The organism is Streptomyces sp. SLBN-31 (assembly GCF_006715395.1).
Lineage (GTDB): Bacteria > Actinomycetota > Actinomycetes > Streptomycetales > Streptomycetaceae > Streptomyces.
Genome location: NZ_VFNC01000002.1, coordinates 262,962 through 282,996, shown reverse-complemented (window position 1 = coordinate 282,996; position 20,035 = coordinate 262,962). Strand labels below are relative to the sequence as shown.

Sequence of the window (20,035 nt, the reverse complement as noted above, 5' to 3'; positions counted from 1 at the left end):
CGGCCGGAGGGATCCGGGCATGTAAGAAATCAATCGGCGGGCATCGGGCCGTCGTCGTGCGGACCCTCCCGATCGGTCGGGAACTGACGCCGCAGCGCCAGGTATTGCGTGGGGGTGTGGCCGGTGAAGTCCTTGAACTCCCTGCTGAAATGAGCGTGGTCGAAGTAGCCCGCCGTCTGGGCGAGCTCGGACCAGTCGACCGGGCGTAACGCGTCCACCGACAGGATCAGCCGCGCGAAGCGGTAGATCCGCGCCATCCGCTTGGGAGTGACCCCCACATGGGTCCGGAACATGTTGGCCAGGTGATTGCCGCTCACACCGGCGGCATCGGCCAGCGCGGCGACGGGGATCGTGCCGTGTGCGGTCTCCAGACGTTGGCCCGTGTGCCGGACCAGGTCGAGACCGCGTGCCGGGGCGTCGGCAAGCCGTGACCGCAGTTCCTCTTCCAGCACCCGCAGCGTCTCGTCGGCCGACGCGGCGTCGCCGGCCCGGTCGCGGATCCGGTCCGCGGAGCGCTGCCAGATGGCATTGGCCGGCGCCCAGCGGTCACGCAGCTCGTCCACCGGCATGCCGACGAACGGGGACATCCCCAGGGTTTGAAGTGGACCCGACCAGCCGCACAAGTGCGGGGTACTCGAAGAGGAAGCGCCTGGTCCACACACCCATGAACCACGCCTCGGTGAAGACCGCCAGCGGCACCGAACTGTCGGAGTCCCACAGCCGGACAGGCCCGCCCAGGGGCAGGAAGAAGTGTGCCGACGGCATCGGCGGGACGCTCATCAGCCGGTGCTGCGGCACCCCGGTCAGACAGTAGATGTCGTCGATGAACCGGTCGAGTGGCGGAGCGGGCACCTGGCCGACGTATTCCATGGACCCAGTGTGGCCGCCGGGGTGTTGAGGTTGCGAGAGCGGTGTCGAGTACGGGGCGGCACGGCCCCGGTCGGTACCGTGCCGCCCTTCGGCAATGGGTTCAGACGGCGGGTTCGGCGGCTGCCTCGGTGACGGTGGCCTCCGCGTGTGCGTCGGCCCGGCCGGGCAGGGTGAGTACGGCGAGGAAGCCGGCGACCGCCACGGCGGCGAAGAAGTAGAAGCCCCAGGGGTGGCCTATGCCGGCCGCCACGAGAGCGCCGGTGATGGACGGGCCGACGATGGAGCCGATGCGGCCGATGCCGGAGGCCGAGCCGAGGGCGGTGCCGCGGACCGGGGCCGGATAGAAGTTCGTCACGTACGCGTAGACCAGCACCTGGGCCGAGAAGACGAACATCCCGGTGAGGAAGCCGACGGTGTCGAGCAGCAGGTCGCTGTGCATCCTGACGCTGAGGCAGGCCGGCATGGCCACCGATATCGCGAACCAGCCGAGCGTGGTGAGCTTGATGCCGCGCCGGTCGGCCACGTAGCCGCCCAGCACCAGGCCGGCGACCCCGCCGACGTTGAGGATGAGCAGCTGGGTGACGGCCGTGGGGACGGGGTAGCCGGCGTCGTTCATGGGCTTGGGCAGCCAGGTGTTGAGGCCGTAGACCAGGAGCAGGCTCATGAACGAGGCGACCCAGATGCCGATGCCGGCGCGCAGGTAGGCCGGCTTGAGGAGCTCGGTGAAGGGAACGCGCTGGGCGGCGGGTGCCTCCTTGGCGTGGACGAACGCCTCCGACTCCGGCAGGCGGAACCACTGGATGGCCGCGATGACGAGTCCGGCGATGCCGAGGACGTAGAAGAGCACCTGCCAGTTCTCGGTGACCTGCAGGCCAGCAGCGAGGTGATCACGGCACCCGTGTGGTAGCCGGTCATGGTCAGAGTGCCGGCGCGCGCCCGGCGTGCGGCGGGCATGTGCTCGGCCATCATCGTCAGCGACGCCGGCATGCAGGCGCCCGGACCGATACCCGCGATGAGCCAGAGTGCGGCGAACATCCCGACGGAAGTGGCCAGGGGCACCAGAAGGGGTGAAGACGGAGAATTCGACCACCGAGCCGATGAGCAGCAGGCGCCGTCCGAAACGGTCGGCGAGCGGGCCGACCAGGACGGCGCCGATGGCGACACCGATGAGGGTGGGGATGATCGCGCCGAGGACGACGAGGTCGTACCCCTCGCTCTTCCACGAGCGCTACGTCGGCATGGTCGCCGCCGACCACCCTCGCATCCGCGGCGCGTCCGTCACGCCGGCGGATCTAGCGACCGAGCAGCATGCGACGGTGTACGGCCCCCACGGCCACGTCGCGCCCCGCTCGCTCCTCGCCACACCGGCCTGCTGGAGCGCGTCGCCGTGGACGCGACGCGCTTCACGATGCTGCCCTACCTGCTGGAACACACCGACCTCATCGCGATCGTCCCCGAGTACGTCGGCGAGGTGTTCACCGCCTCCCACCGCCTTCGCCTGGTGAGGCTCCCGTTCGACACGAAGCCGATCGAGGTAACGCTCTGTGCCCGCCACGAGGCGGCAGTGGTGTCAGAGGCGTGTGATGGGATGACCCCACTCTGTCAGCCGCCTGGTGGGAGGCCGTTCCGATGCCTGCGTACTCGTCGTTGAGCCGTGCTCTGGCGGAGGCCTTGGTCGATGTTCTGTGGTTCGTCGAGGGGTGCGAGGACGAGCAAATGGACCCGGATGACGCGGTCAAGGTCTTGGAGGGTGTTGCCCATCTCGTGACTCAGCTGTCGAGTGAACAGCGAAGCGAGTTCATCAACCTGCTCGGTTCGATGGCTGCGGAGGAGACCGATCCTTCGCGCCGCGAGTTCTTGGAGGGCTTCCCCGAAGGTTTTGGACTCGTTGAGGACGACTCCTGACCTGTGACCCTGCTGACCCGGCTGACGCGGCGGAGAGCACCTGTACCCCTTGCTCCGCGCCGCTGGTCCTTGGGACGACGGGACCCGGTGCGGGGCCGACCGGCCCTCGCGCGGGCCCTCGCCGCCCGGTATGCAGGAATGAGGCGAGGGGCGCCATGACGGGGCCCGACGCACGGAGCGCGGGCCGTTGGTACGGCATGGCGCGCGGCCAACCGCATCGACGACCGCCGCGCCACGTGCCCCGGCACCCGGCGAAGGGCTCGCTCTCCATCGACGCTCTCCATCGGCGCCCCCATCGACCAGGGAGGACATGATGACCGAGCAGCAGTCATGCCGCAGGCGACCGCAAGCGCGTCTGCTCCCCTTCACGGTGGCCTCCGCCGCGCTGGCTCTCTACGCGCTGCGGTTGCGCCCGAGCCTGCTGACGTGGGGCGCGACTCCGGACGAGACCGACCGCGCGTACCCCGGAGACGAACTCTTCCCCGACGCCGACGGCACCTCGACCATGGCCACCACCCTTCCGGCGCCGCCCGAGAGGGTGTGGCCCTGGCTGGTGCAGATGGGAGGAGACCGCGCCGGCTGGTACAGCTGGGACCTCCTTGACCACTTCGGAGAACCCAGCGCGGATCGCATCGCCCCCGAGTGGCAGACCCTTGAGGAAGGGCAACGACTGCCTGCGACACGGGACGGCCAGGCGTGGTTCACCGTGGCTCTCCTGGAGCCGAACCGGACGCTGTTGCTGCGTTCGGATATCAGCCTGCCCTCCGGTCACTCCTTCGACCCGGACTGGGACCCTCGTCCGCTGGCGCGCATGGACGGGGTCTGGGGCTTCCATCTGCGGCCGACCGCCGACGGGATGACCCGCCTGGTGGTCCGCACCCGTGGCCAGGGCCGCCCGCGTACCCTCACCCGGCCGTTCGACCTGCTGCTGGGTGAACCCGCCCACTTCATCATGCAGACCCGGCAGTTCCACAACCTGCGTACGCGGCTCGCCGCGGCAGCGTGACATGTGGCTGAGCCGCGGGTGCTTCTCCGCGTCCGCAGGCCGCTGGACGGCTCGTTCCCGACGCGGTTCAGCCGCGTAACCGCACCTAAGAAATTCGGCGACGTCGACGATCACCCCCGGGATACTGGTCGCCCATGGATGAGGTCGAAGTCGTCGTCGCCCATTCCGAGCGCGCGACCCTGCGCGTCGGCGACGTGTTCGTGAAAGTGGACGCCGACCAGGCGCGCATCGCCGCCGAGGTGGAGGCGATGTCCCTCGCGCCGGTGCCAACTCCTGAGGTCCTGTGGCACAAGCCGCCTGTGCTCGCGATCGCCGCACTCCCTGGAACGACACTCGGACGCCTCGGCGGGCCGTCCACCGGGTCGCCGACGGCATGGGCCGCGGCGGGCGCCAGCATCCGGAAGTTGCACGATGCGCCCCTGCCGCCCCGACCAGGCCGGGCCGGCCGGAGCGTCGCCGCGCTGGTGGCGGAACTCGACGACGAGTGCGAGTGGCTCGTGGCGAACGGAGTCCTGCCCGCGGACCTGGTCACCCGCAACCGTCGGGTCGCCGAGGCCGCGTTCCGGCCCTGGACCTCGGCGTTCACCCACGGCGACCTCCAGATCGCGCACGTCTTCGTCGACGGCGACGAGATCACGGGCATCATCGACTGGTCCGAGGCGGGCCAGGGCGACGCCCTGTACGACCTCGCCACCTTCACACTCGGACACGAGGAGCACCTCGACGACGTCATCGCCGGCTACGGCGCCGACATCGACCTCGACGTGATCCACGCCTGGTGGTCGCTGCGAAGCCTGCTGGCGGTCCGCTGGCTGATCGAGCACGGCTTCGACCCGTTCGAGCCGGGTTGCGAGGTCGACGTTCTGAGAAACCGCATGTGAGACCGCGAGTTGTGGTCGAACGGCCGCGCTTTGATGCTCACTGCCACTGAGCCCTTGGACCCGCGACCCGCTTGTCGATCTTCAGCTGGAAGGCGTAGGTCCCTTGGCTGCCCTCACGTTCCGGCGGGAAGGGTGATCACGGCCTTGACGGCAGGGTTCCCTTCTCGGGGCAGGATCCGGGTCGGTCCGGCACTAGACTCTCGCCGATCTCGAAGGCGGTTTGGCCGTCGGGAATGGCTACGGTGATGACGGGAGACGCCATGCGACACCACGATGACGACCTCGTCGGCGTCCAGCGGGAACACTGGCAACGCACCTACGGAGCCCACCCCGGTATGTACGGTCAAGAACCCTCCGCTCCCGCTGTCCACGCCGCCGAAATCTTTCACGCCAACGGGGCCAAGGACGTGCTGGAGCTCGGCGCCGGACACGGCCGGGACGCTCTGTACTTCGCCCGGGAGGGCTTCACCGTCCACGCGACCGACTTCAGCGCGGTCGGCCTGGAACAGCTCAAGCACGCGGCCAAGGCGCAGGGCCTGACCGAGCGCGTGACCACCGCTGTTCACGACGTACGCGAGCCACTGCGGCTGCCCGACGCCTCCGTGGATGCCGTCTACGCCCACATGCTGTTGTGCATGGCCCTGTCCACACAGGAGATCCACGCTCTGGTCCGTGACGTCCGGCGCGTCCTCCGTCCAGGCGGCGTGTTCGTCTACACCGTTCGCCACACCGGCGACGCCCACTACGGCACCGGAACGCCACGCGGCGAGGACATCTACGAGCACGGTGGCTTCGCGGTGCACTTCTTTCCCCGTCACCTCGTCGACTCCCTTGCCGAGGACTGGGCCCTCGACGAAGTCCACGCGTTCGAGGAAGGCGAGCTGCCTCGCCGCCTGTGGCGCGTCACCCAGACGGCTGCTTCCTGAAGACCACCGCGCCGAGCACGGAAGGCACGAGCCCTCCCCGAACCCGGTCGGCGACGATGAGCCGGCGTTGTCGCGGGCCGCTGGCCGTTGATTGGCCTTCCTCCAAGGGCTGCCAATCAACTCCCGCCCTGGTGAACTCAGTTCGGCGGGGGCGTCCCGCGTCCCTGGGGGAGGGGCGCGGGACGTTCGGCCGCATCGCCGTTCCACGAGTCGAGGAGAGGATGCCGATGACGGCCCCGGCTGTCCCATTGACAAGAGCGATTCCGGTCGCAGGGCCGCAGCGTATAGCCTTCCTGCCCGTCCGGGTGCTCGGGCGCCGACCAAGACGGTTCAGGTGAGCACGCCCACCAGCACCGCGGCCGTGACCGTCAGCAACGCCACCGGCAGCATCACCGCCCGCAACCGGCCCCAGTTGGACACCGCGGCCGGGCCCGCATCGGCCGGAACGGCCCGCCGACCGCCGGTTCCGGAGGGCTGCGCATCGGGCCGCCGGCCGCCGCCACCGGCTGCGTGCAGCCAGTACGTCCTGCTCAGCCGGGCGACGGCCACCCAGTCTTCGTTCTCTTGGAGCGCACTCACACCTCCACCAACGACTCATCAGCCCTCAGGCCACGCCGTTCACTGCCTTTGAGTGACCGCGCGGCGCACACGTGCTATGAGCTCGTGCGGGGTCCTGCCATCCCGTGAACGGCATCGATGATCGAGTCCGCCACCTCCGGCACGGGCTTGGATGCGTCGATGATGGCCGCGCCGTGGCTCTCGTAGAGTGCTTGCATCCGCGGGTTCCACATCAACGCCGCGGCCAGCTCTTCGGGATGTTGACCGAACGGGTTCGTGGTGCGGGTCGCGAGCCGGTGGCGGAGGGTGTCCTCGTCGATCACCAGGCACACGATGAGGTCGAAGAGATCGCGGACGTCTGTCTCGTTCTCCGCCGAACCGCACAGGAATGCGACTCGAGGGCCACACTCGTCGACGAGCCGCTCAACCCGCGCACGGACGATCGACCACCCGTATCGGTCGAGCCAGCCCCTCGGAACCGGGTAGGGAGGGTCCACCACCACCTCGCCGGTGTAACGGTCGATCCAGCGACAGAAGCCGTCCTCGTCGGCGTCGAGCGCCGTGCAACCACGTGCTCGCAACACCTCGCAGACCGTGGACTTGCCAGTCCCTGAATTGCCCGTCACCCACACCAACGTCACACCGTCAGCGTAGACATGACCACCCACAGATGCTTTCGGCCACGCAGATCCGCCGGGTTCGTGAAGACGTCAGAAGTACCGGGTGCCGGCGGTGACGGCGTGGAGCTTGTCGGGGTTGGCGACGTTGTGAATGGTCGTGATGCGCCCTTCCGGATCCACGTCGAGGGTCAGCGTGGCGATCACGCGGTCCGGGCCGCGGAAGATCACGCCCGGGCCGCCGTTGATCCACGTGAGCTCCGACCGCATCCGGCCGGGCTCGATGCCCTGGTAGGTCGCGGTGCCGAGCGCGGCGAACCAGCGGGCCACGGTCTTCGAGCCGACGACCGGTTCTAGTGCTTGGCGGACCTTGCCGCCGCCGTCGGTCCACAGCGTCACGTCCGGGGAGAGCAGCTCCATGAGGGTGTTGATGTCGCCGCCCGCGGTCGCCGCGAAGAAGCGTTCGGTGACGTCGCGTTGGCGGGCTCGGTCCGCGGCGAAGCGGGGCCGGCGGGCTTGGACGTGCTCTCGGGCGCGGTGCGCGGCCTGGCGGACCGCCGGCTCCGAGCGCTCCACGGCCTCCGCGATCTCCGCATGGCTGAAGGCGAAGACCTCCTTCAGTACGAAGACCGCGCGCTCCAGGGGACTCAGCGTCTCCAGCACGACCAGCAGGGCCATGGAGACCGAGTCCGCCGTGGCGACGTCGTCCGCGGTGTCCGGGCCGGTGAGGATCGGCTCGGGGAGCCATGGCCCGACGTAGGTCTCACGCCGGTGGCGAGTCGAACGGAGCCGCTCCATCGCCAGGTTGGAGACGATCCGGGTCAGGTAGGACCTTTGGTCGGCGACCTCGGAACGGTCGGCCGCCGACCACTTGAGCCAGGCGTCCTGGACCGCGTCCTCGGCGTCGGCGGCGGTGCCGAGGATGCGATAGGCCACGGAGAAGATCAGGCTGCGGTACTGCTGGAAGGCAAGCTGGTCGGGGCCGGTCTGCTGGGTCACTTGACGCTCCGGATCCGTGTGTGGCGGCCGCCGTGCGGCCAGAACGCGCCCGAGACGGGCATCCTCTTCATGCGGGCGAACGTCGGCCACGGCGCGGCGGTGACCGTCTCCTTGTACTTCGCTGCCCGCTTGCCGGTCAGCACGATCCGGCGTGGACTGTCGTCGGGACGGGTGAACTGTACGACGGCGTCGTTCCGCCCCAGGCTGACGGGTGTGTGGTAGTAGCCGAAACGGAAGGGCCTGGGCTCCTTGCCGGCCAGCACCCGCAGGATCGACAGGGCCGCGTGTACGCCGGTGGGCATACCGCCCTGACAGGTCCCGTGCATCACGCCGTAGCCCTGACGGATCGCCGCCGCATCGCCCACGGCGTAGATGTCCGGGTGGTAGACCGAACGCAGTGCGCTGTCGGTGACCACACGGCCGCGCTCGTCGGTGGTCAGGCCTGCGGCGGCGGCCAGCGGTGAGACACGGGTGCCACTGGTCCACAGCACCGCGCCCGCCGGGACGCTGGAACCGTCCGCGAGCTCGACGCCGTCCGGGGGTACCTTGACGACTTCGACGCCGCTGCGTACCCGCACGCCCAGCCGGGCGAGCGCCGCGTCCAGGTAGGCCTTGGCCTTCGGATGCATACGTGCGCCCGGCTCCTGCCGGCCCAGCAGTACCACCCGGAGCTCCGGGTGCTGCTCGGCGATCTCGGCGGCGGCCTCGATGCCGGTGAGGCCGCTGCCGCAGACCACGACGGTCTCACCGTCGAGCCGGGCCAGCCGGTCGGCGAGGATGACGGCATCCTCGGGGCTGTTGAGGGTGTAGGCGTGGTCGTCGACGCCGGGGACGGTGACGGTGTCCGCGATGCTGCCCAGGCCGTAGACCAGGGTGTCGTAGCGCAGGACCCGGTCGTCGTCGATCCGGACGGTCTTCGCCTCGGCGTCCACGGCGGTGACCCAGCCACGGACGAAGGCGGCTCCGGTACCGTCCAGCAGTTCCGGGAGTCTCATCTCGGCCGTGTCCTGACCGGTGGCGGTCATGTGGAGTCGGAGCCGTTCGGTGAAGGTGTCGTACGGGTTGACCAGCGTCACTTGAAGGTTCCCGCGTTTCCTGGTGCGGGCCGCGAGCTGGATCGCGGCGGAGAGTCCGGCATAGCCCGCGCCCAGGACCAGAACCTCGTGCCGCTGTGCTGCTGTCGCGTCCATCGCTCTGGCGCCTCTTCCGTGTAGGTCGTTCCCGCTGTGCGAACGACCACCAGACGCAAGCTGCCTTTCCGTTCGTGACACGAGGGCGACGTGACCCGCGTCACATCGGGAGGCGGGGCGGGCGGGTTATTGCGGCACTACCAGTCGTGGACCGTGCCGTCCCGGAGCCTGTTCACCGGCAGGTATGCCGGCTGGTACGGGAACCGGGCTGCTGCTTCGGTGTCGAGGTCGACGCCGAGACCGGGGGTGTCGGAGGGGTGCAGCAGCCCGTCCTTGAACCAGTACGAGGTGCGGAAGACCTCCAGGGTCCGGTCGGAGTGCTGCATGTACTCCTGGATGCCGAAGTTGTGTACGGCGAGGTCGAGATGGAGCGCGGCCGCCATCCCCACGGGCGAGATGTCGGTGGGGCCGTGCATCCCGGACTTGATGCCGTAGACGCCCGCGAGGTCCAGCAGCTTCTTCATCCCGGTGACGCCGCCGGCGTGGGTGACCGCGGAGCGTACGTAGTCGATCAGCCTCTCGTGCAGCAACGTGGTGTAGTCGTACACCGAGTTGAAGACCTCGCCGATGGCCAGGGGCGTCGTCGTGTGCTGCCGGATGAGGCGCAGCGCAGCCTGGTCCTCGCCCGGCGTGGCGTCCTCCAGCCAGAACAGGTCGTACGGCTCCAGCGCCTTGCCCAGGCGAGCGGCCTCGATCGGCGTCATCCGGTGGTGTCCGTCGTGGAGCAGGGGCAGTTCGGGGCCGAACTCGGCGCGTACGGCCTCGAAGACGGTGGGGAGGTGCCGTAGGTAGGCGCGTGTGTCCCAGGTCTCCACCGCAGGGAGCGGCCGGTCGCTGCCCGAGGCGGCGCGGCGTGCGGGTTCGTAGTCGTAGCGCTCGCCGCCGCCGGCACTGGAGGTGGCAACGCCGTACACCGAGTCGAGGCCGGGTATGCCGGTCTGGATGCGGATGGCGCGGAAGCCCGCCTCCAGGTGTGCGCGGACGGAGTCGAGGAGTTCGGGCACGTCACGGCCGGACGCGTGGCCGTAGGCGAGCGCGCCGGTGCGGGACGCGCCGCCGAGGAGTTGGTAGAGGGGCATGCCGGCGGCCTTGGCCTTGATGTCCCAGAGCGCTGTGTCGACGGCCGAGACGGCCGCCATGGTGACGGGACCGCGCCGCCAGTAGGCGCCGCGGTACAGGTACTGCCAGGTGTCCTCGATGCGGGAGGCGTCGCCGTCCGTGATCAGCGGCAGGACGTGGTCCTCCAGATAGGACCTGACGGCCAGTTCGCGGCCGTTGAGCGTGGCGTCGCCGAGGCCGACGAGGCCGTCCTCGGTGGTGATGCGCAGGGTGACGAAGTTGCGTCCAGGGCTGGTGACGATCACCTCGGCGGACTTGATGCGCATGTCGGTTCCCCCTCTGTTCGGTCGTTTCGTCGGTGGTCCGGCGACGGGCCCAGCGGGGCTGGGGGCCGTCAGTGGGCGCGGACGCGCCGGGCCAGTTCGGTCTGGACCTCGGCGATGATCCGCTCGGGCGGCAGGGTCGCGTCGACCGTCATGCCGGCCTCGTCCTCCTCGAGCGGTTCGAGGTCGGCGAACTGCGTGGACACCAGGGAGGCGGGCATGAAGTGGGCCTCCCTGCCCGCCACTCGGGACCTGGCCTCGTCCTGGTCGAGCGCGAGGTGGACGAAGAACACGTCGGGGCGGGCGACGCGCAGCAGTTCGCGGTAGACGCGTCTGAGGGCGGAGCAGGTGATCACCAGTCCCTCCTCGGGGGCTGCGGCCCGCATGCGGTCGGCGATGGCGGCCAGCCACGGGCTGCGGCTGCGGTCGTCGAGGGGGATGCCGTTGGTCAACGACTCACGGTTACGCGGGGGATGGAACCGGTCACCCTCCTCGAACGGTACGCGGAGCGAGTCCGCCAGGTAGCCCCCGACGGTGGTCTTGCCGCACCCACTGACCCCCATGACGACGATGGGGACGTGCCCGGCGTGGATGACGGCGGCCATGGCTGTACGGAAGCCCGACCGGTAGGCGGCGGGCAGGCCGTCCACGTCGAACTGGCGCAACCCGGCGCGCAGTCGGGCGAGGACGACGGGGTCGTGCAGTCGCCCGCGCCGGATCTCGGCCATGATGGCCTCCGCGAAGGCTTCCGCGGCCGTCGCCAACCCCTGGTCGACGGCGTAGGCCAGTCCCATGTGCAGCCACATGGCGATCGGCTGTGGCCGTACCGGATAGCTCTGGACGATGTCGGCACCGACGGCGGCCGGGACGGGGGCAAGCCTTGGCTCCTCGTCCCCGTACGACCACCGGTCGATACGGTGGTTGAGGGCCATCACGACCGGGTGCGCCAGGCGCAGGAAGAGCTCGTTGCGCGAGCCCGCGAGGAGGCTGCGGTGGAAGGCGGCGTCGATGTCCCGGAAGCGCTGACGGACCGCGGCGCCCTCCCGCCGACGCGCGAACTCCGGGTCCTCGCTGAGCGCGAGCAGGCTGCGGGCGTGGCTCGTCAGGTCGTGGCAGATCTCCGCGGAGCGGCTGAGGGCGGCCAGCCTGGCGGCGCGGGGCTCGATCACCTCGCGCAGCTCGGTGAGCGACCGCATCTGGCTGGAGGGCGCCACCTCCAGTCGCCAGGCTATGACGTCGGCGTCCAGCAGGTCCCAGCGTTCCAATGGCTGTACGGTGGCGCCGATCCGGGGCTGCAGATTGACAAGGCCCTTTTGGTGCAGTGCCTGTAGCGCCTCGCGGGCCATGGGCCGGGTGACCCCGAACTCGTGCATGACGGCGTCCACCGTCAGGTGCTGGTCGCGGGGCTTGCCGCCCTCCACGATCTGACATCCCAGCTGACCGACCAACTTCGCCGTAGAACCCCGCAACGCGTCCTCGGACCCTGCGGGCGGGTCCGGTTCGGGACCAGTCATGGCATTGATGCTAGGTCACAGCGCCTCTCTGGTCAGCATTCCTGCGTGCGGTGGAAGGAGCGCGGGGAGCTCTCGGGGCGCACGGCGGAGCGCATGTGCGGCAACGACTGCTCCCGAGCGACCTGTTGGGGACGTGATGACACATCAGAAGCCTTTTCTGATATTGCTCATATGCGTACTCTGGTCGACATTCGAGTTGCTTCGGTGGTGCCGGAGCGCTGGCCGGGGTGCGCGTCCGAGGCGACGACATTGGGCCGGTGCAGGCGCGCGGCAGTCGCTACAGGGCTGCCCCATCCCGTCCTGACGCAGTCGCAGTCGCTGGAGAGCCGTATGCCCGAACCGACCTCGCCCACGCCCCCGCCGGAGCGGTTGTCACTGCGCTGGGCCCTGATCCTGCTGGCCTCGGTCGTGGCGGGACTGCTGGCGGGCCTGCTGACCTACGCCGAGTCGGGCGATTGGCCCGGCTCGCTGCTGGCGGCACTCGGCGCGAGTGGAGCGGCGCTTACGGCATTGCCCTTGCTGTTATGAGGTGGCGCGCGACGACCGGTGCCGATGCGGTCGACGCCTCGGTGGACGCGGCGGTCGACGCCTCGGTCGTGCCGAGGAGAAGCCGGCGTCTCAGGCGAAGTCTGCTGCGGTGATGCCGTCGAGATGTCCGGGCGGCCACTCCACCAGCTCGATCCGGTAGCCATCCGGGTCCGTGAGCCATGAGGTCTTCGGACCGTGAGAGCCGCCCGGATACTGCACAGGCTCGGGCTTCAGGCCGGCTTGGGTCAGCGTCTCCAGAGTGGTGGCGAGGCTGTCGACCTGGATCGCGAGGTGGTCGAAGCCGCTGCCGACGTCGACCGGTCCGTCGCCGGGGCGGTGGACCAGTTCGAGCGAGGCCGCGGGTTCGTCAGGGAACTTGAGGATCACGAGACGCGCCCCGTGACCGACGTCGACCCGCCCCAGTTCGGCGTAGCCCAAGGCGGAGTAGAAGCCGAGTGAGCGATCCAGGTCGGTGACGCGGTAGGAGACGAAGAGCGTCTTCACGCTGCCTCCTCGGGCCGGTGGTGCACCCGGTAGCGGAGATGCGTGACGTCCCGGTCCTCGAGGCGTCGGACGAGGTCGAGTTCGATGTGATCGCCACCCAGGTGGTCGAACAGCCGTCGACCGTTCCCGAGGAGGACCGGAACCAGGTGGATCTCCATCTCGTCCAACTGCCCTGCGCGCAGCAGTGCCTGGGCCGCCCCCGCCCCATGAACCATGACCGGACGGTCGCCTGCCGCTGCGCGAGCCTGGCGGGCGCAGTCCTCGACGTCGGTGACGAAACGCGCGTGGCCGGGCGGCACGTCCCCGTCATCCACCTGGTGGGTGAGGACGAAGATCGGCACGCCATCGTGATGATCGCCCTGCCAGCGACCGGCGAGTTCGAAGGTCCGACGGCCAGAGATCAGCGCGCCCGTCGCCAGTGCCTCGCGGTAGACCTGACCGCTCGGACCGTCGGAGTGCCGGTCGTCCAGCCAGTTGAAGAGCCGTCCCCCGTCGCGCCCCAGCTCCTGCCCCGGCCGGTCGTCCGGGCCGGCGATGTAGCCGTCGAGCGACATCGACATATACAGCCGAATCGGATTGTTCATCCTGGCCTCCATCTCTTCCATGACGAGGGGATCCGGCTCTTCCTGATCCGCCGATGGGGCGAGCTCGTCACAGGAAAGACTTCAGGCGGCCTGCAAACTCATCGCCCCGGCGCGCCGGGCGGCTGCCAGGTTGAGGAGACAGGAGTCCTGATCGGTCGAATGCGGCCGTCGAGGCCGGGTGGCTCTCGGAGGGTTCGATGAGGCGGCTGCGCTCGAAGCGGGCTCGGGAGCGGAGCAAGGAAACCGGTCGATGCCGATTCCCCTGCTCGATCGCCGGTTCCTGTCAGGTCATGTCCGGTGCGGTACGGCTCCGTCCTGCCAAAGGTAGAGGTCGCGCAGGAGGCAGATCTCGGCGCCGTGATGGATCAGCTCCCTGTTGACGTGCAGGACCCTGTTCTCCATGGAATACCGCTCGGGACCAACCGTGGGCGGATTCTCCAGGTCGGCGTCTGAGAGCTCGCGGACCCCCGCGTTCCATCTCCCGTACATCTCATCGAGCTGTTTCAGCGCCTCGTCAGCGGTCCCCGCGTAGGCGAATGTCTGGGAGTCGACGTCCTGGCCGCCGAAGTACCATCCGACCCGATAGCCCAGGCAGGAGACGATGATGTGCGCCAGCCGCCAGGCGATCGTGGTCACCGGCGCAGGCACCGGGGCAGGGGACGCGGAGTCCATCGTCCACTCTCCCGAACCTGCCGACATCGGCGCGGCCGACGTGCCCTGTGGGCGGATGCTCCAGCAGCCGCGCACCGGCTCCCAGAAGTACTCCTCGTCGGTAAGACCCTCCAGCCGTGGCTGCAGGTTCTTGCGCCAGTACCAGTCCAACTGCTCCGCGAGCCGCTCGCCTCTTGTCATTTCCGCACACTACATACGACGAAGCCGAGGCCGCGACGCTCCCGGCCTAGTCCTGCGGTGCCAAGGTGCGCACGACGTCGAACTCGTTGCCCTCGGGGTCAGCCATGACGACCCAGTTCCGGTCCGGGCCCTGGCCCACGTCCACCTTGACGGCGCCGAGACCGAGCAGTCTGGTCACCTCGTCCTCGGTACTGGCGTCGATCGGGCTGACGTCGAGGTGGAGCCGGTTCTTGACGGTCTTGCCCTCTGGCACACGGATGAACACCAGGGTGGGCGGCATCTGTCGGGCCCGGATGTCCTCGACGGTCGGCTCCCAAGAGCCGATCTCGACCTTGCCGTCGCTCCGGTCGATCACCTTGAAGTCCAGGACCTCGCACCAGAACGCCGCGAGCGTCTCCGGATCGTGGCAGTCAACGGTCAACTCGGTGAACCTGCTTGTCATGCTTCTCCCAGGTAGTACGGAGGGGGCTCAGCGTAGGTCGCCCGTCCGGGAGCCGAGATCTTTTCGACCGGAGAAATCAAGTCGTTCGCGCGGCGCCCGACGCGGCAGGTAAGGCGGCAGGGCGCGCAGGCGTCTGCGTAGCGCCGACAGCCGGTCCATCGAAACTCGCAAGCCCCCAGCGAACCTGGGCCGTATCCTCGCGGACGTGATCTACGAGGGAACCACCGGCATGGACGAGGGCGCTCCGACGACAGCGCGTCTGAGCGAGGTACTCAGCCGCGCCGGGCGCGTTGTGATCGCCGAGGGACCTCCTGACAAGGCGGACTCCGCCGACGTGGCTCGGATCGCGGTGAGCGCTGCCGCGATTGCCGACCTGGCCGAACGGCTGGCCATTGTGGACGGCGGCACCGGCGACCGATGCCTGTGCAACGGCTGGCCGACGATCACGGTTTACGACACAGCGGACCGGCCGATCGCCTGCTGGACACTGCACCACCAATCCGGCCTTCGAGGACTCGGCGACTGCGACGCCGACCTGCGAGACGGTCCGGCCCTCACCGAGTGGCTGGCTGAACGAGGCCTGACCGGATCTCGGGAGATTCAGGAGGAGTTGGCCGCGCGAGATGCCGAAGAGGATCAGCGTCGGCTGCGCTGGCTCGAAGCCGCGCCCGCCGGGCTGCGCGATGCTGCCACGGAAGTCTGCGACCCACCCGGGAACGATCTGGAAGCATGGTCGGATCGGCTTCGCGAAGCCGAGGCCCGGCTCGCCGCACTCGTCCCGCGTGGTTACCCCGACCACATCGAGCGGATCCGCGTCCTGATGGCATGGGCCGGGGTTCCCGCCAGGGAGTCCACCGGGGGCCTGAAGTGGTACGACACAGCAGTCCAGCAACAGCTGCTCGCCGAGGATCCCGATCTCATCCTCACCGCGCTCACCATTCGTCCGCCGAGCCCGGCCCAACTCGATGGCGCAGCCGAACTCTTCGCGTCTATGGAATGGACCACGGAGCACGGCAGGCAACTGCCCGAGCCGCTGAGGTCGACGCTGATCGGGCACATCCAGGCAGAGGGCACGGCCCCTATGAGGTTCCGGATGAGACACGGCTACTACGGCGCCGAGGACTCTGCCTGAACCAGCCGTACGCAAACCGACGGACGCGGGACGGACGGTCAAGCGTTCAGTACATGTCCGGTCGTTGCGTCCACATGGTCGGGGATCTCGTCGTGTCGATCGCCCACGGTCGGTGTACCGGTGGGCTCGAACATGAGGATTGCGGCACCGGACGGAGCGTACGGCTTGTGTTCCGTGCCTCGGGGGACTGTGAAGACCGCTCCCTGCGGGAGGACGACCGTGCGCTCGCCATCGGGCTCGCGCACGGAGATGTGCAGCTCTCCGTCGAGCACCAGGAAGAACTCGTCGGTGTCGTCGTGGACGTGCCAGAGGTGTTCGCCCTGGACCTTGGCGATGCGGACGTCGTAGTCGTTGACGCGCGTGACGATGCGAGGACTCCACAGTGCGTCGAAGGACGCCAGAGCCTTGCTCAGGGAGATGGGTTCGTTGGCCATGGGCTCATCCTGAGCGGTTTTGCAGATCGGCGAGAGTGCTAGGAATTGCATATGGCGCAAGGATCCTCGCAACGTGTTCACGCGGCGGCCGTTCACCGGGTCGTCGTGATCGTGGACGAGAACTCGAACCCCTTCGAACTCGGCTGCGCGACGGAGATCTTCGGTCTCCGCAGACCCGAGCTCGGTCGCGACCTCTACGATTTCAGGCTCTGCTCCCCGGAGCCGCGCACCCTGATGCGAGACGGCTTCTTCACGCTCACGGGAGTCGCCGATCTTACGGCGGCCGACACAGCGGACACCTTGATCGTCCCCAACCGCCCGGACGTCGAGGTGCCCCGCCGCCCCGCCGTGCTGGAAGCGGTCCGACGGGCACACGCACGCGGTGCCCGGCTGATCGGCTTCTGCAGCGGCGCCTTCACGCTGGCCGAAGCCGGAGTCCTCGACGGCCGGCGGGCCACCGCGCACTGGCAGTGGGCGGAGTCCTTCCGCGCCCGCTTCCCCTCCGTCCACCTCGAATCCGACGTGTTGTTCGTGGACGACGGCGACATCCTCACCGCTGCGGGGAGTGCGGCCGCACTCGACCTCGGGCTGCATGTGGTCCGCCGCGACCACGGCGCGGAGATCGCCAACTCCGTGAGCCGGCGACTGGTCTTCGCCGCGCACCGGGACGGCGGGCAGCGGCAGTTCGTGGAGCGACCCCTACCCGACCCGCCGGACGAGTCGCTGGCACCGGTCCTGGCGTGGGCCCAAGAGCGCCTGGACTCACCACTCACTGTCTCCGACCTCGCTGCACGCGCGTCGGTCAGTGGGGCGACGCTGCATCGCCGCTTCCGGGCTCAGCTGGGAACGACACCGCTGGCGTGGCTCACAAGTCAACGGCTGGCCCTGGCATGCCGGTTGATCGAGCGAGGCGAGCATCGCTTCGAAGTGGTGGCCCGGCACAGCGGGCTTGGCACCGCCGCCAATCTGCGCATGCTGATGCGCCGCGAAACCGGCATCACACCGTCGGCGTACAAGGAGCGGTTCGGGCCGGAGATCAGCGGCCCGAGCATGCACGGATGACGAGGCGGGGCCGTCCGGGTGGGGTGTGAGCTTGCCGTCGTCCACCGCTGGTCCGCGTACGCGAAAGCTCCCGGTAGCCGGTAGCCGGTAGCCGGTAGCCGGTAGCCGGTAGCCGGTAGCCGGTGGGCGGTGTCATTGTCGACGTACTTCCACGATCCGATGCCGACCGCGCTCGTTCCACCGTTGTACACCTCCACCGTGTCCGCGGCGTCCGAGGTGACCTCGTTGATCCGCACCCGGCTCGTCGCCGTGATCGACGACGGGCAGCCCGAGGCGTTCGCGCCGCCGAACGTTGACGCGGTGGTCGCGGTCACCCGCGCCCCGCCGCCGTTGCCGCCACAACGCGCCATCGCCGGCTTCGCCCCGCCCGTGGCCCACTCGACCCGGCCGACCACCGTGCCACTGGTCGTGCAGATCACCGGCGCACGCCTGTGGGCCCTGCCGCCGCCCCCGCTGACGCGACCGACCGTGCAACCGACGTCATGCCGGGCACTGCCGACGACCGCCGATACCCTGGCTGCCGTGAGGGTGGGTACAGAGGAAACTCGTCTGGTGGTGCTGCGCGGCAACAGTGCCTCCGGGAAGTCTTCCGTCGCGGCCGGCCTCCGCGAGCGCTTCGGCCGCGGACTGGCCCTGGTCAGCCAGGACAACCTCCGCCGCATCGTGCTGAGAGAGCGCGACCGGCGCGGAGCGGCGAACATCGGCCTCATCGATCTGACCGCCCGCTACGCCCTGGACGCGGGATTCCATGTCGTGGTCGAAGGCATCCTCTACGCCGACCACCACGGCGACATGCTCGCGCAGCTCCGCGCCGACCACCGCGGCCCGACCCACGGCTACTACCTGGACGTGCCGTTCGGCGAAACCCTCACCCGGCACGCGACCAAGCCGATCGCCGACGACGTCGACGCGACGCAACTGCGCGACTGGTACCGGGCGCACGATCTGCTGCCCGGTTGCATCGAGACGGTCATCGGCGCCGACAGCCCCCTGAACGAGACCGTCGACCGCATCATGAAGGACACCGGCTTGGTCCACCTGCCCGCGGTGGACCGTTGATACGACACGTGGCGCTCGTGCGCCGTAGGACCAGAAGGTGTGTTCGGCGAATCACTGGGCGCCTGGCTAACCTTCCGCCGTGGAGCCCTACTTCGATCCGGTACCCCTGCTCGGCGATGCGCGCGGAGCATTTCCTGGGCAGTGGTCGGAACGGAAGTGGCTCAACGTGCCAGGACCGTTCTACGGGGCCGAGACCGACAACTGCGGCACGGGCCGTATCCACGCCCCGGGGCTCGTGCTCTGCAAAGCCGACCACTTCACCGAGTACGTGTACCGGCAGCCCCGGACGGCAGAGGAGCTTCGGCAGCTTGTCGAGGCGGCGGAGGCCGAGGTGTTCTCCGGCTACGGCTGCGATGGTGACATTGGACGCCGGCAGCGGTCCGGGAGCGGTGGCGCGACCGAGGGCGGATCAGTGCGTACCTGGTGAGTCGGCGAGCCGTCTGGGAGGCCGACGACGCGAAGGCGGGGCAAGGGGTGGCCTCGGCGGCCGAGGACTGTGCCGCATACCTCGACGGCGAGCTGGCCGCGCACCTCCGGACCTGTCTCTTCTGGCTCGAGGAGCGACGATCGCCGACGGAGGCCGACCGACTGCCGCACCTCTGACTGCGGCGGGGTATCGGTCGCGATCGCCCGGCGGCCGTCAGGCCGGGACGGATCGCCCCGGCCACGTACCGCTCGCCCTACTCCTTGGGCGGCTTGACGGCGATGTCGAGGTAGAAGGCGTCGATGCTGCGGACCGCGGCCTCGAAGTCCTCCAGGTTCACCGGCTTGGTGACGTAGGCGTTGGCGTGGTGCTGGTAGGCGCCGGCGACGTCGTCAGGGGCGGCGGAGGTGGTCAGGACGACGACCGGGATGGTCCGCAGGTCGGCGTCCTCCTTGACCACGGCCAGGAATTCGCGCCCGTTCATGCGCGGCATGTTGAGGTCGAGCACGATGAGGTCGGGGCGCTCGTTGTTCGGGTCGCGCAGGTACTCCAGGGCCTCGACGCCGTCGGAAACCTGCGTGAGGTTGCGGGTGCCGCGTTCGGCGAGGGCGTCCTGGATCAGCATCGCGTCGGCGAGATCGTCCTCGACCAGCAGCACGTCGTAGGGGCGGGTTGCGGCGGCAGCGGCCATGAGTCACGAACTCCAGGGTGTGGGACGAGAGGCGGGGCGGGCGGTGTTGTTGGTGATCAGGCCGGGCCAGCGACGCCGGGCCCCTTGGCGGCTCATGCTCAGGGCACGGCCGATCTCGGGGTATCCGGCTCCGCCGGCGGCCGCGGCATGGGCGGCCTGGTCCTCGAGGCGCCGTACGGCCAGTTTGACGCCTGCGAGGATCTGCAGCCGCAGCAGAGCATGCCGACGCAGGTCGTCGGCCGCATCGGTGGCCGGTTCTGCCGAGGGACCAGGTCCTTCCTGCGTCAGCTTTCGGGTGAGCTCCTCCACCAGCTGGGTCAGCATCGCGGCCATGTCCTCGTTCGGCGGACGGGATGCTGCAGGCGGACCGGGCATGGCATCACCCTAAGACGTCGATCTCGGATGGGACAACACGCGTTGTCGAAGCCGTGGGTAAAGTGTGCTGGCCGCGCGTCACGGCGCGACCCGGATGGCC

Annotated in this window: 25 protein-coding genes and 2 pseudogenes; 11 read left to right on the top strand and 16 right to left on the bottom strand. The window is 69.2% G+C overall.

The features are described 5' to 3' along the window. Positions 1–29: 29 nt before the first annotated feature. The 3 genes and pseudogenes from FBY22_RS45260 to FBY22_RS21130 all read right to left on the bottom strand — a co-directional run. On the bottom strand, positions 30–569 hold the full coding sequence (locus tag FBY22_RS45260; RefSeq protein ID WP_260845041.1) for a helix-turn-helix domain-containing protein: 540 nt from the start codon (positions 567–569) through the stop codon (positions 30–32). Then, positions 547–870: a hypothetical protein gene (locus FBY22_RS45255; RefSeq protein WP_260845040.1), complete on the bottom strand. Its 324-nt coding sequence runs from the start codon at positions 868–870 to the stop codon at positions 547–549. The genes FBY22_RS45260 and FBY22_RS45255 overlap by 23 nt, the downstream gene beginning before the upstream one ends. Positions 871–970: 100 nt before the next feature. Beyond that, a pseudogene (locus tag FBY22_RS21130) lies at positions 971–2,083 on the bottom strand (MFS transporter); the annotation flags it as partial. A gap of 1 nt (position 2,084) precedes the next feature. Between FBY22_RS21130 and FBY22_RS21125 the strand changes: the two are divergent. The 5 genes and pseudogenes from FBY22_RS21125 to FBY22_RS21105 all read left to right on the top strand — a co-directional run. Then, positions 2,085–2,434: pseudogene (locus FBY22_RS21125) on the top strand (LysR substrate-binding domain-containing protein); the annotation flags it as partial. Positions 2,435–2,499: 65 nt separating this feature from the next. Further along, positions 2,500–2,775, top strand: a complete 276-nt coding sequence (locus FBY22_RS21120) for a hypothetical protein (RefSeq protein WP_142148236.1) — start codon at positions 2,500–2,502, stop codon at positions 2,773–2,775. A gap of 313 nt (positions 2,776–3,088) precedes the next feature. Beyond that, entirely contained in the window at positions 3,089–3,781 is a 693-nt protein-coding gene (locus FBY22_RS21115) for a hypothetical protein (protein WP_142152429.1), read from the top strand. Between the two features lie 134 nt (positions 3,782–3,915). After that, positions 3,916–4,662 carry a phosphotransferase family protein gene (locus FBY22_RS21110; RefSeq protein ID WP_142148234.1) on the top strand — a complete coding sequence of 249 codons (747 nt, stop codon included), beginning with the start codon at positions 3,916–3,918 and terminating at the stop codon, positions 4,660–4,662. A 260-nt stretch (positions 4,663–4,922) separates the two neighbouring features. Beyond that, a complete protein-coding gene (locus tag FBY22_RS21105) occupies positions 4,923–5,588 on the top strand; it encodes a class I SAM-dependent methyltransferase (RefSeq protein ID WP_142148232.1) in 666 nt (221 codons plus the stop codon). 330 nt (positions 5,589–5,918) lie between these two features. Here FBY22_RS21105 and FBY22_RS21100 read toward each other — a convergent pair whose 3' ends face one another. The 6 genes from FBY22_RS21100 to FBY22_RS21075 form a co-directional block, all read right to left on the bottom strand. After that, on the bottom strand, positions 5,919–6,167 hold the full coding sequence (locus FBY22_RS21100; RefSeq protein ID WP_142148230.1) for a hypothetical protein: 249 nt from the start codon (positions 6,165–6,167) through the stop codon (positions 5,919–5,921). A 74-nt stretch (positions 6,168–6,241) separates the two neighbouring features. Next, positions 6,242–6,787, bottom strand: coding sequence for an AAA family ATPase (locus tag FBY22_RS21095; RefSeq protein WP_160159923.1), 546 nt, complete (start codon positions 6,785–6,787; stop codon positions 6,242–6,244). Positions 6,788–6,856: 69 nt separating this feature from the next. Next, complete coding sequence (locus tag FBY22_RS21090) at positions 6,857–7,762, bottom strand: RNA polymerase sigma-70 factor (protein ID WP_142148226.1); 906 nt, start codon at positions 7,760–7,762, stop codon at positions 6,857–6,859. Next, the gene (locus tag FBY22_RS21085) at positions 7,759–8,952 is read right to left on the bottom strand and encodes an NAD(P)/FAD-dependent oxidoreductase (RefSeq protein WP_142148224.1); all 1,194 of its coding nucleotides are present in this window, start codon (positions 8,950–8,952) and stop codon (positions 7,759–7,761) included. The genes FBY22_RS21090 and FBY22_RS21085 overlap by 4 nt, the downstream gene beginning before the upstream one ends. 137 nt (positions 8,953–9,089) lie before the next feature. Next, positions 9,090–10,337, bottom strand: a complete 1,248-nt coding sequence (manD, locus tag FBY22_RS21080) for a D-mannonate dehydratase ManD (protein ID WP_142148222.1) — start codon at positions 10,335–10,337, stop codon at positions 9,090–9,092. Positions 10,338–10,405: 68 nt separating this feature from the next. Then, a complete protein-coding gene (locus tag FBY22_RS21075) occupies positions 10,406–11,848 on the bottom strand; it encodes a gluconokinase, GntK/IdnK-type (RefSeq protein ID WP_142148220.1) in 1,443 nt (480 codons plus the stop codon). 330 nt (positions 11,849–12,178) lie between these two features. Between FBY22_RS21075 and FBY22_RS21070 the strand changes: the two genes are divergently transcribed. Beyond that, positions 12,179–12,376: a hypothetical protein gene (locus FBY22_RS21070; RefSeq protein ID WP_142148218.1), complete on the top strand. Its 198-nt coding sequence runs from the start codon at positions 12,179–12,181 to the stop codon at positions 12,374–12,376. A 90-nt stretch (positions 12,377–12,466) separates the two neighbouring features. Here the strand turns inward: FBY22_RS21070 and FBY22_RS21065 are convergent, their stop codons facing one another. From FBY22_RS21065 to FBY22_RS21050, 4 genes are all read right to left on the bottom strand, one after another. Further along, positions 12,467–12,880 (bottom strand): VOC family protein, encoded by a 414-nt coding sequence (locus FBY22_RS21065; protein WP_142148216.1) that lies wholly within the window; start codon positions 12,878–12,880, stop codon positions 12,467–12,469. After that, entirely contained in the window at positions 12,877–13,464 is a 588-nt protein-coding gene (locus FBY22_RS21060) for a dihydrofolate reductase family protein (RefSeq protein ID WP_142152428.1), read from the bottom strand. Before FBY22_RS21060 ends, FBY22_RS21065 begins: the two co-directional genes overlap by 4 nt. Before the next feature lie 288 nt (positions 13,465–13,752). After that, positions 13,753–14,316 carry a DinB family protein gene (locus FBY22_RS21055; protein ID WP_142148214.1) on the bottom strand — a complete coding sequence of 188 codons (564 nt, stop codon included), beginning with the start codon at positions 14,314–14,316 and terminating at the stop codon, positions 13,753–13,755. Positions 14,317–14,362: 46 nt separating this feature from the next. Next, entirely contained in the window at positions 14,363–14,758 is a 396-nt protein-coding gene (locus tag FBY22_RS21050) for a VOC family protein (RefSeq protein ID WP_142148212.1), read from the bottom strand. A gap of 205 nt (positions 14,759–14,963) precedes the next feature. On the opposite strand from FBY22_RS21050, the gene FBY22_RS21045 reads away from it, so the two are divergent. After that, positions 14,964–15,890 carry a hypothetical protein gene (locus FBY22_RS21045; RefSeq protein WP_142148210.1) on the top strand — a complete coding sequence of 309 codons (927 nt, stop codon included), beginning with the start codon at positions 14,964–14,966 and terminating at the stop codon, positions 15,888–15,890. Between the two features lie 38 nt (positions 15,891–15,928). Here FBY22_RS21045 and FBY22_RS21040 read toward each other — a convergent pair whose 3' ends face one another. Further along, complete coding sequence (locus FBY22_RS21040; protein WP_142148208.1) at positions 15,929–16,324, bottom strand: cupin domain-containing protein; 396 nt, start codon at positions 16,322–16,324, stop codon at positions 15,929–15,931. A gap of 51 nt (positions 16,325–16,375) precedes the next feature. On the opposite strand from FBY22_RS21040, the gene FBY22_RS21035 reads away from it, so the two are divergent. From FBY22_RS21035 to FBY22_RS45245, 4 genes are all read left to right on the top strand, one after another. Continuing rightward, positions 16,376–17,386, top strand: coding sequence for a GlxA family transcriptional regulator (locus FBY22_RS21035; protein WP_142148206.1), 1,011 nt, complete (start codon positions 16,376–16,378; stop codon positions 17,384–17,386). 513 nt (positions 17,387–17,899) lie between these two features. Next, positions 17,900–18,445: an AAA family ATPase gene (locus tag FBY22_RS21025; protein WP_142152427.1), complete on the top strand. Its 546-nt coding sequence runs from the start codon at positions 17,900–17,902 to the stop codon at positions 18,443–18,445. Between the two features lie 166 nt (positions 18,446–18,611). Beyond that, the gene (locus FBY22_RS45250) at positions 18,612–18,872 is read left to right on the top strand and encodes a hypothetical protein (protein ID WP_260845039.1); all 261 of its coding nucleotides are present in this window, start codon (positions 18,612–18,614) and stop codon (positions 18,870–18,872) included. Further along, positions 18,869–19,048 (top strand): hypothetical protein, encoded by a 180-nt coding sequence (locus FBY22_RS45245; RefSeq protein WP_260845038.1) that lies wholly within the window; start codon positions 18,869–18,871, stop codon positions 19,046–19,048. Before FBY22_RS45250 ends, FBY22_RS45245 begins: the two co-directional genes overlap by 4 nt. Positions 19,049–19,125: 77 nt before the next feature. Here the strand turns inward: FBY22_RS45245 and FBY22_RS21015 are convergent, their stop codons facing one another. Next, positions 19,126–19,560: a response regulator gene (locus FBY22_RS21015; RefSeq protein WP_142148204.1), complete on the bottom strand. Its 435-nt coding sequence runs from the start codon at positions 19,558–19,560 to the stop codon at positions 19,126–19,128. Between the two features lie 3 nt (positions 19,561–19,563). After that, entirely contained in the window at positions 19,564–19,935 is a 372-nt protein-coding gene (locus FBY22_RS21010) for a hypothetical protein (protein WP_260845037.1), read from the bottom strand. Positions 19,936–20,035: the final 100 nt, after the last annotated feature.

Coding starts and splice junctions, on each gene's coding strand:
- FBY22_RS21050 (WP_142148212.1), bottom strand. CDS start 14,758: ATGACAAGCAGGTTCACCGAGTTGACCGTTGACTGCCACGATCCGGAG.
- FBY22_RS21040 (WP_142148208.1), bottom strand. CDS start 16,324: ATGGCCAACGAACCCATCTCCCTGAGCAAGGCTCTGGCGTCCTTCGAC.
- FBY22_RS45260 (WP_260845041.1), bottom strand. CDS start 569: ATGCCGGTGGACGAGCTGCGTGACCGCTGGGCGCCGGCCAATGCCATC.
- FBY22_RS21110 (WP_142148234.1), top strand. CDS start 3,916: ATGGATGAGGTCGAAGTCGTCGTCGCCCATTCCGAGCGCGCGACCCTG.
- FBY22_RS21035 (WP_142148206.1), top strand. CDS start 16,376: ATGGCGCAAGGATCCTCGCAACGTGTTCACGCGGCGGCCGTTCACCGG.
- manD (WP_142148222.1), bottom strand. CDS start 10,337: ATGCGCATCAAGTCCGCCGAGGTGATCGTCACCAGCCCTGGACGCAAC.
- FBY22_RS45255 (WP_260845040.1), bottom strand. CDS start 870: ATGGAATACGTCGGCCAGGTGCCCGCTCCGCCACTCGACCGGTTCATC.
- FBY22_RS21115 (WP_142152429.1), top strand. CDS start 3,089: ATGACCGAGCAGCAGTCATGCCGCAGGCGACCGCAAGCGCGTCTGCTC.
- FBY22_RS21075 (WP_142148220.1), bottom strand. CDS start 11,848: ATGACTGGTCCCGAACCGGACCCGCCCGCAGGGTCCGAGGACGCGTTG.
- FBY22_RS21060 (WP_142152428.1), bottom strand. CDS start 13,464: ATGAACAATCCGATTCGGCTGTATATGTCGATGTCGCTCGACGGCTAC.
- FBY22_RS21015 (WP_142148204.1), bottom strand. CDS start 19,560: ATGGCCGCTGCCGCCGCAACCCGCCCCTACGACGTGCTGCTGGTCGAG.
- FBY22_RS21120 (WP_142148236.1), top strand. CDS start 2,500: ATGCCTGCGTACTCGTCGTTGAGCCGTGCTCTGGCGGAGGCCTTGGTC.
- FBY22_RS21085 (WP_142148224.1), bottom strand. CDS start 8,952: ATGGACGCGACAGCAGCACAGCGGCACGAGGTTCTGGTCCTGGGCGCG.
- FBY22_RS21010 (WP_260845037.1), bottom strand. CDS start 19,935: ATGCCCGGTCCGCCTGCAGCATCCCGTCCGCCGAACGAGGACATGGCC.
- FBY22_RS21105 (WP_142148232.1), top strand. CDS start 4,923: ATGCGACACCACGATGACGACCTCGTCGGCGTCCAGCGGGAACACTGG.
- FBY22_RS21070 (WP_142148218.1), top strand. CDS start 12,179: ATGCCCGAACCGACCTCGCCCACGCCCCCGCCGGAGCGGTTGTCACTG.
- FBY22_RS21055 (WP_142148214.1), bottom strand. CDS start 14,316: ATGACAAGAGGCGAGCGGCTCGCGGAGCAGTTGGACTGGTACTGGCGC.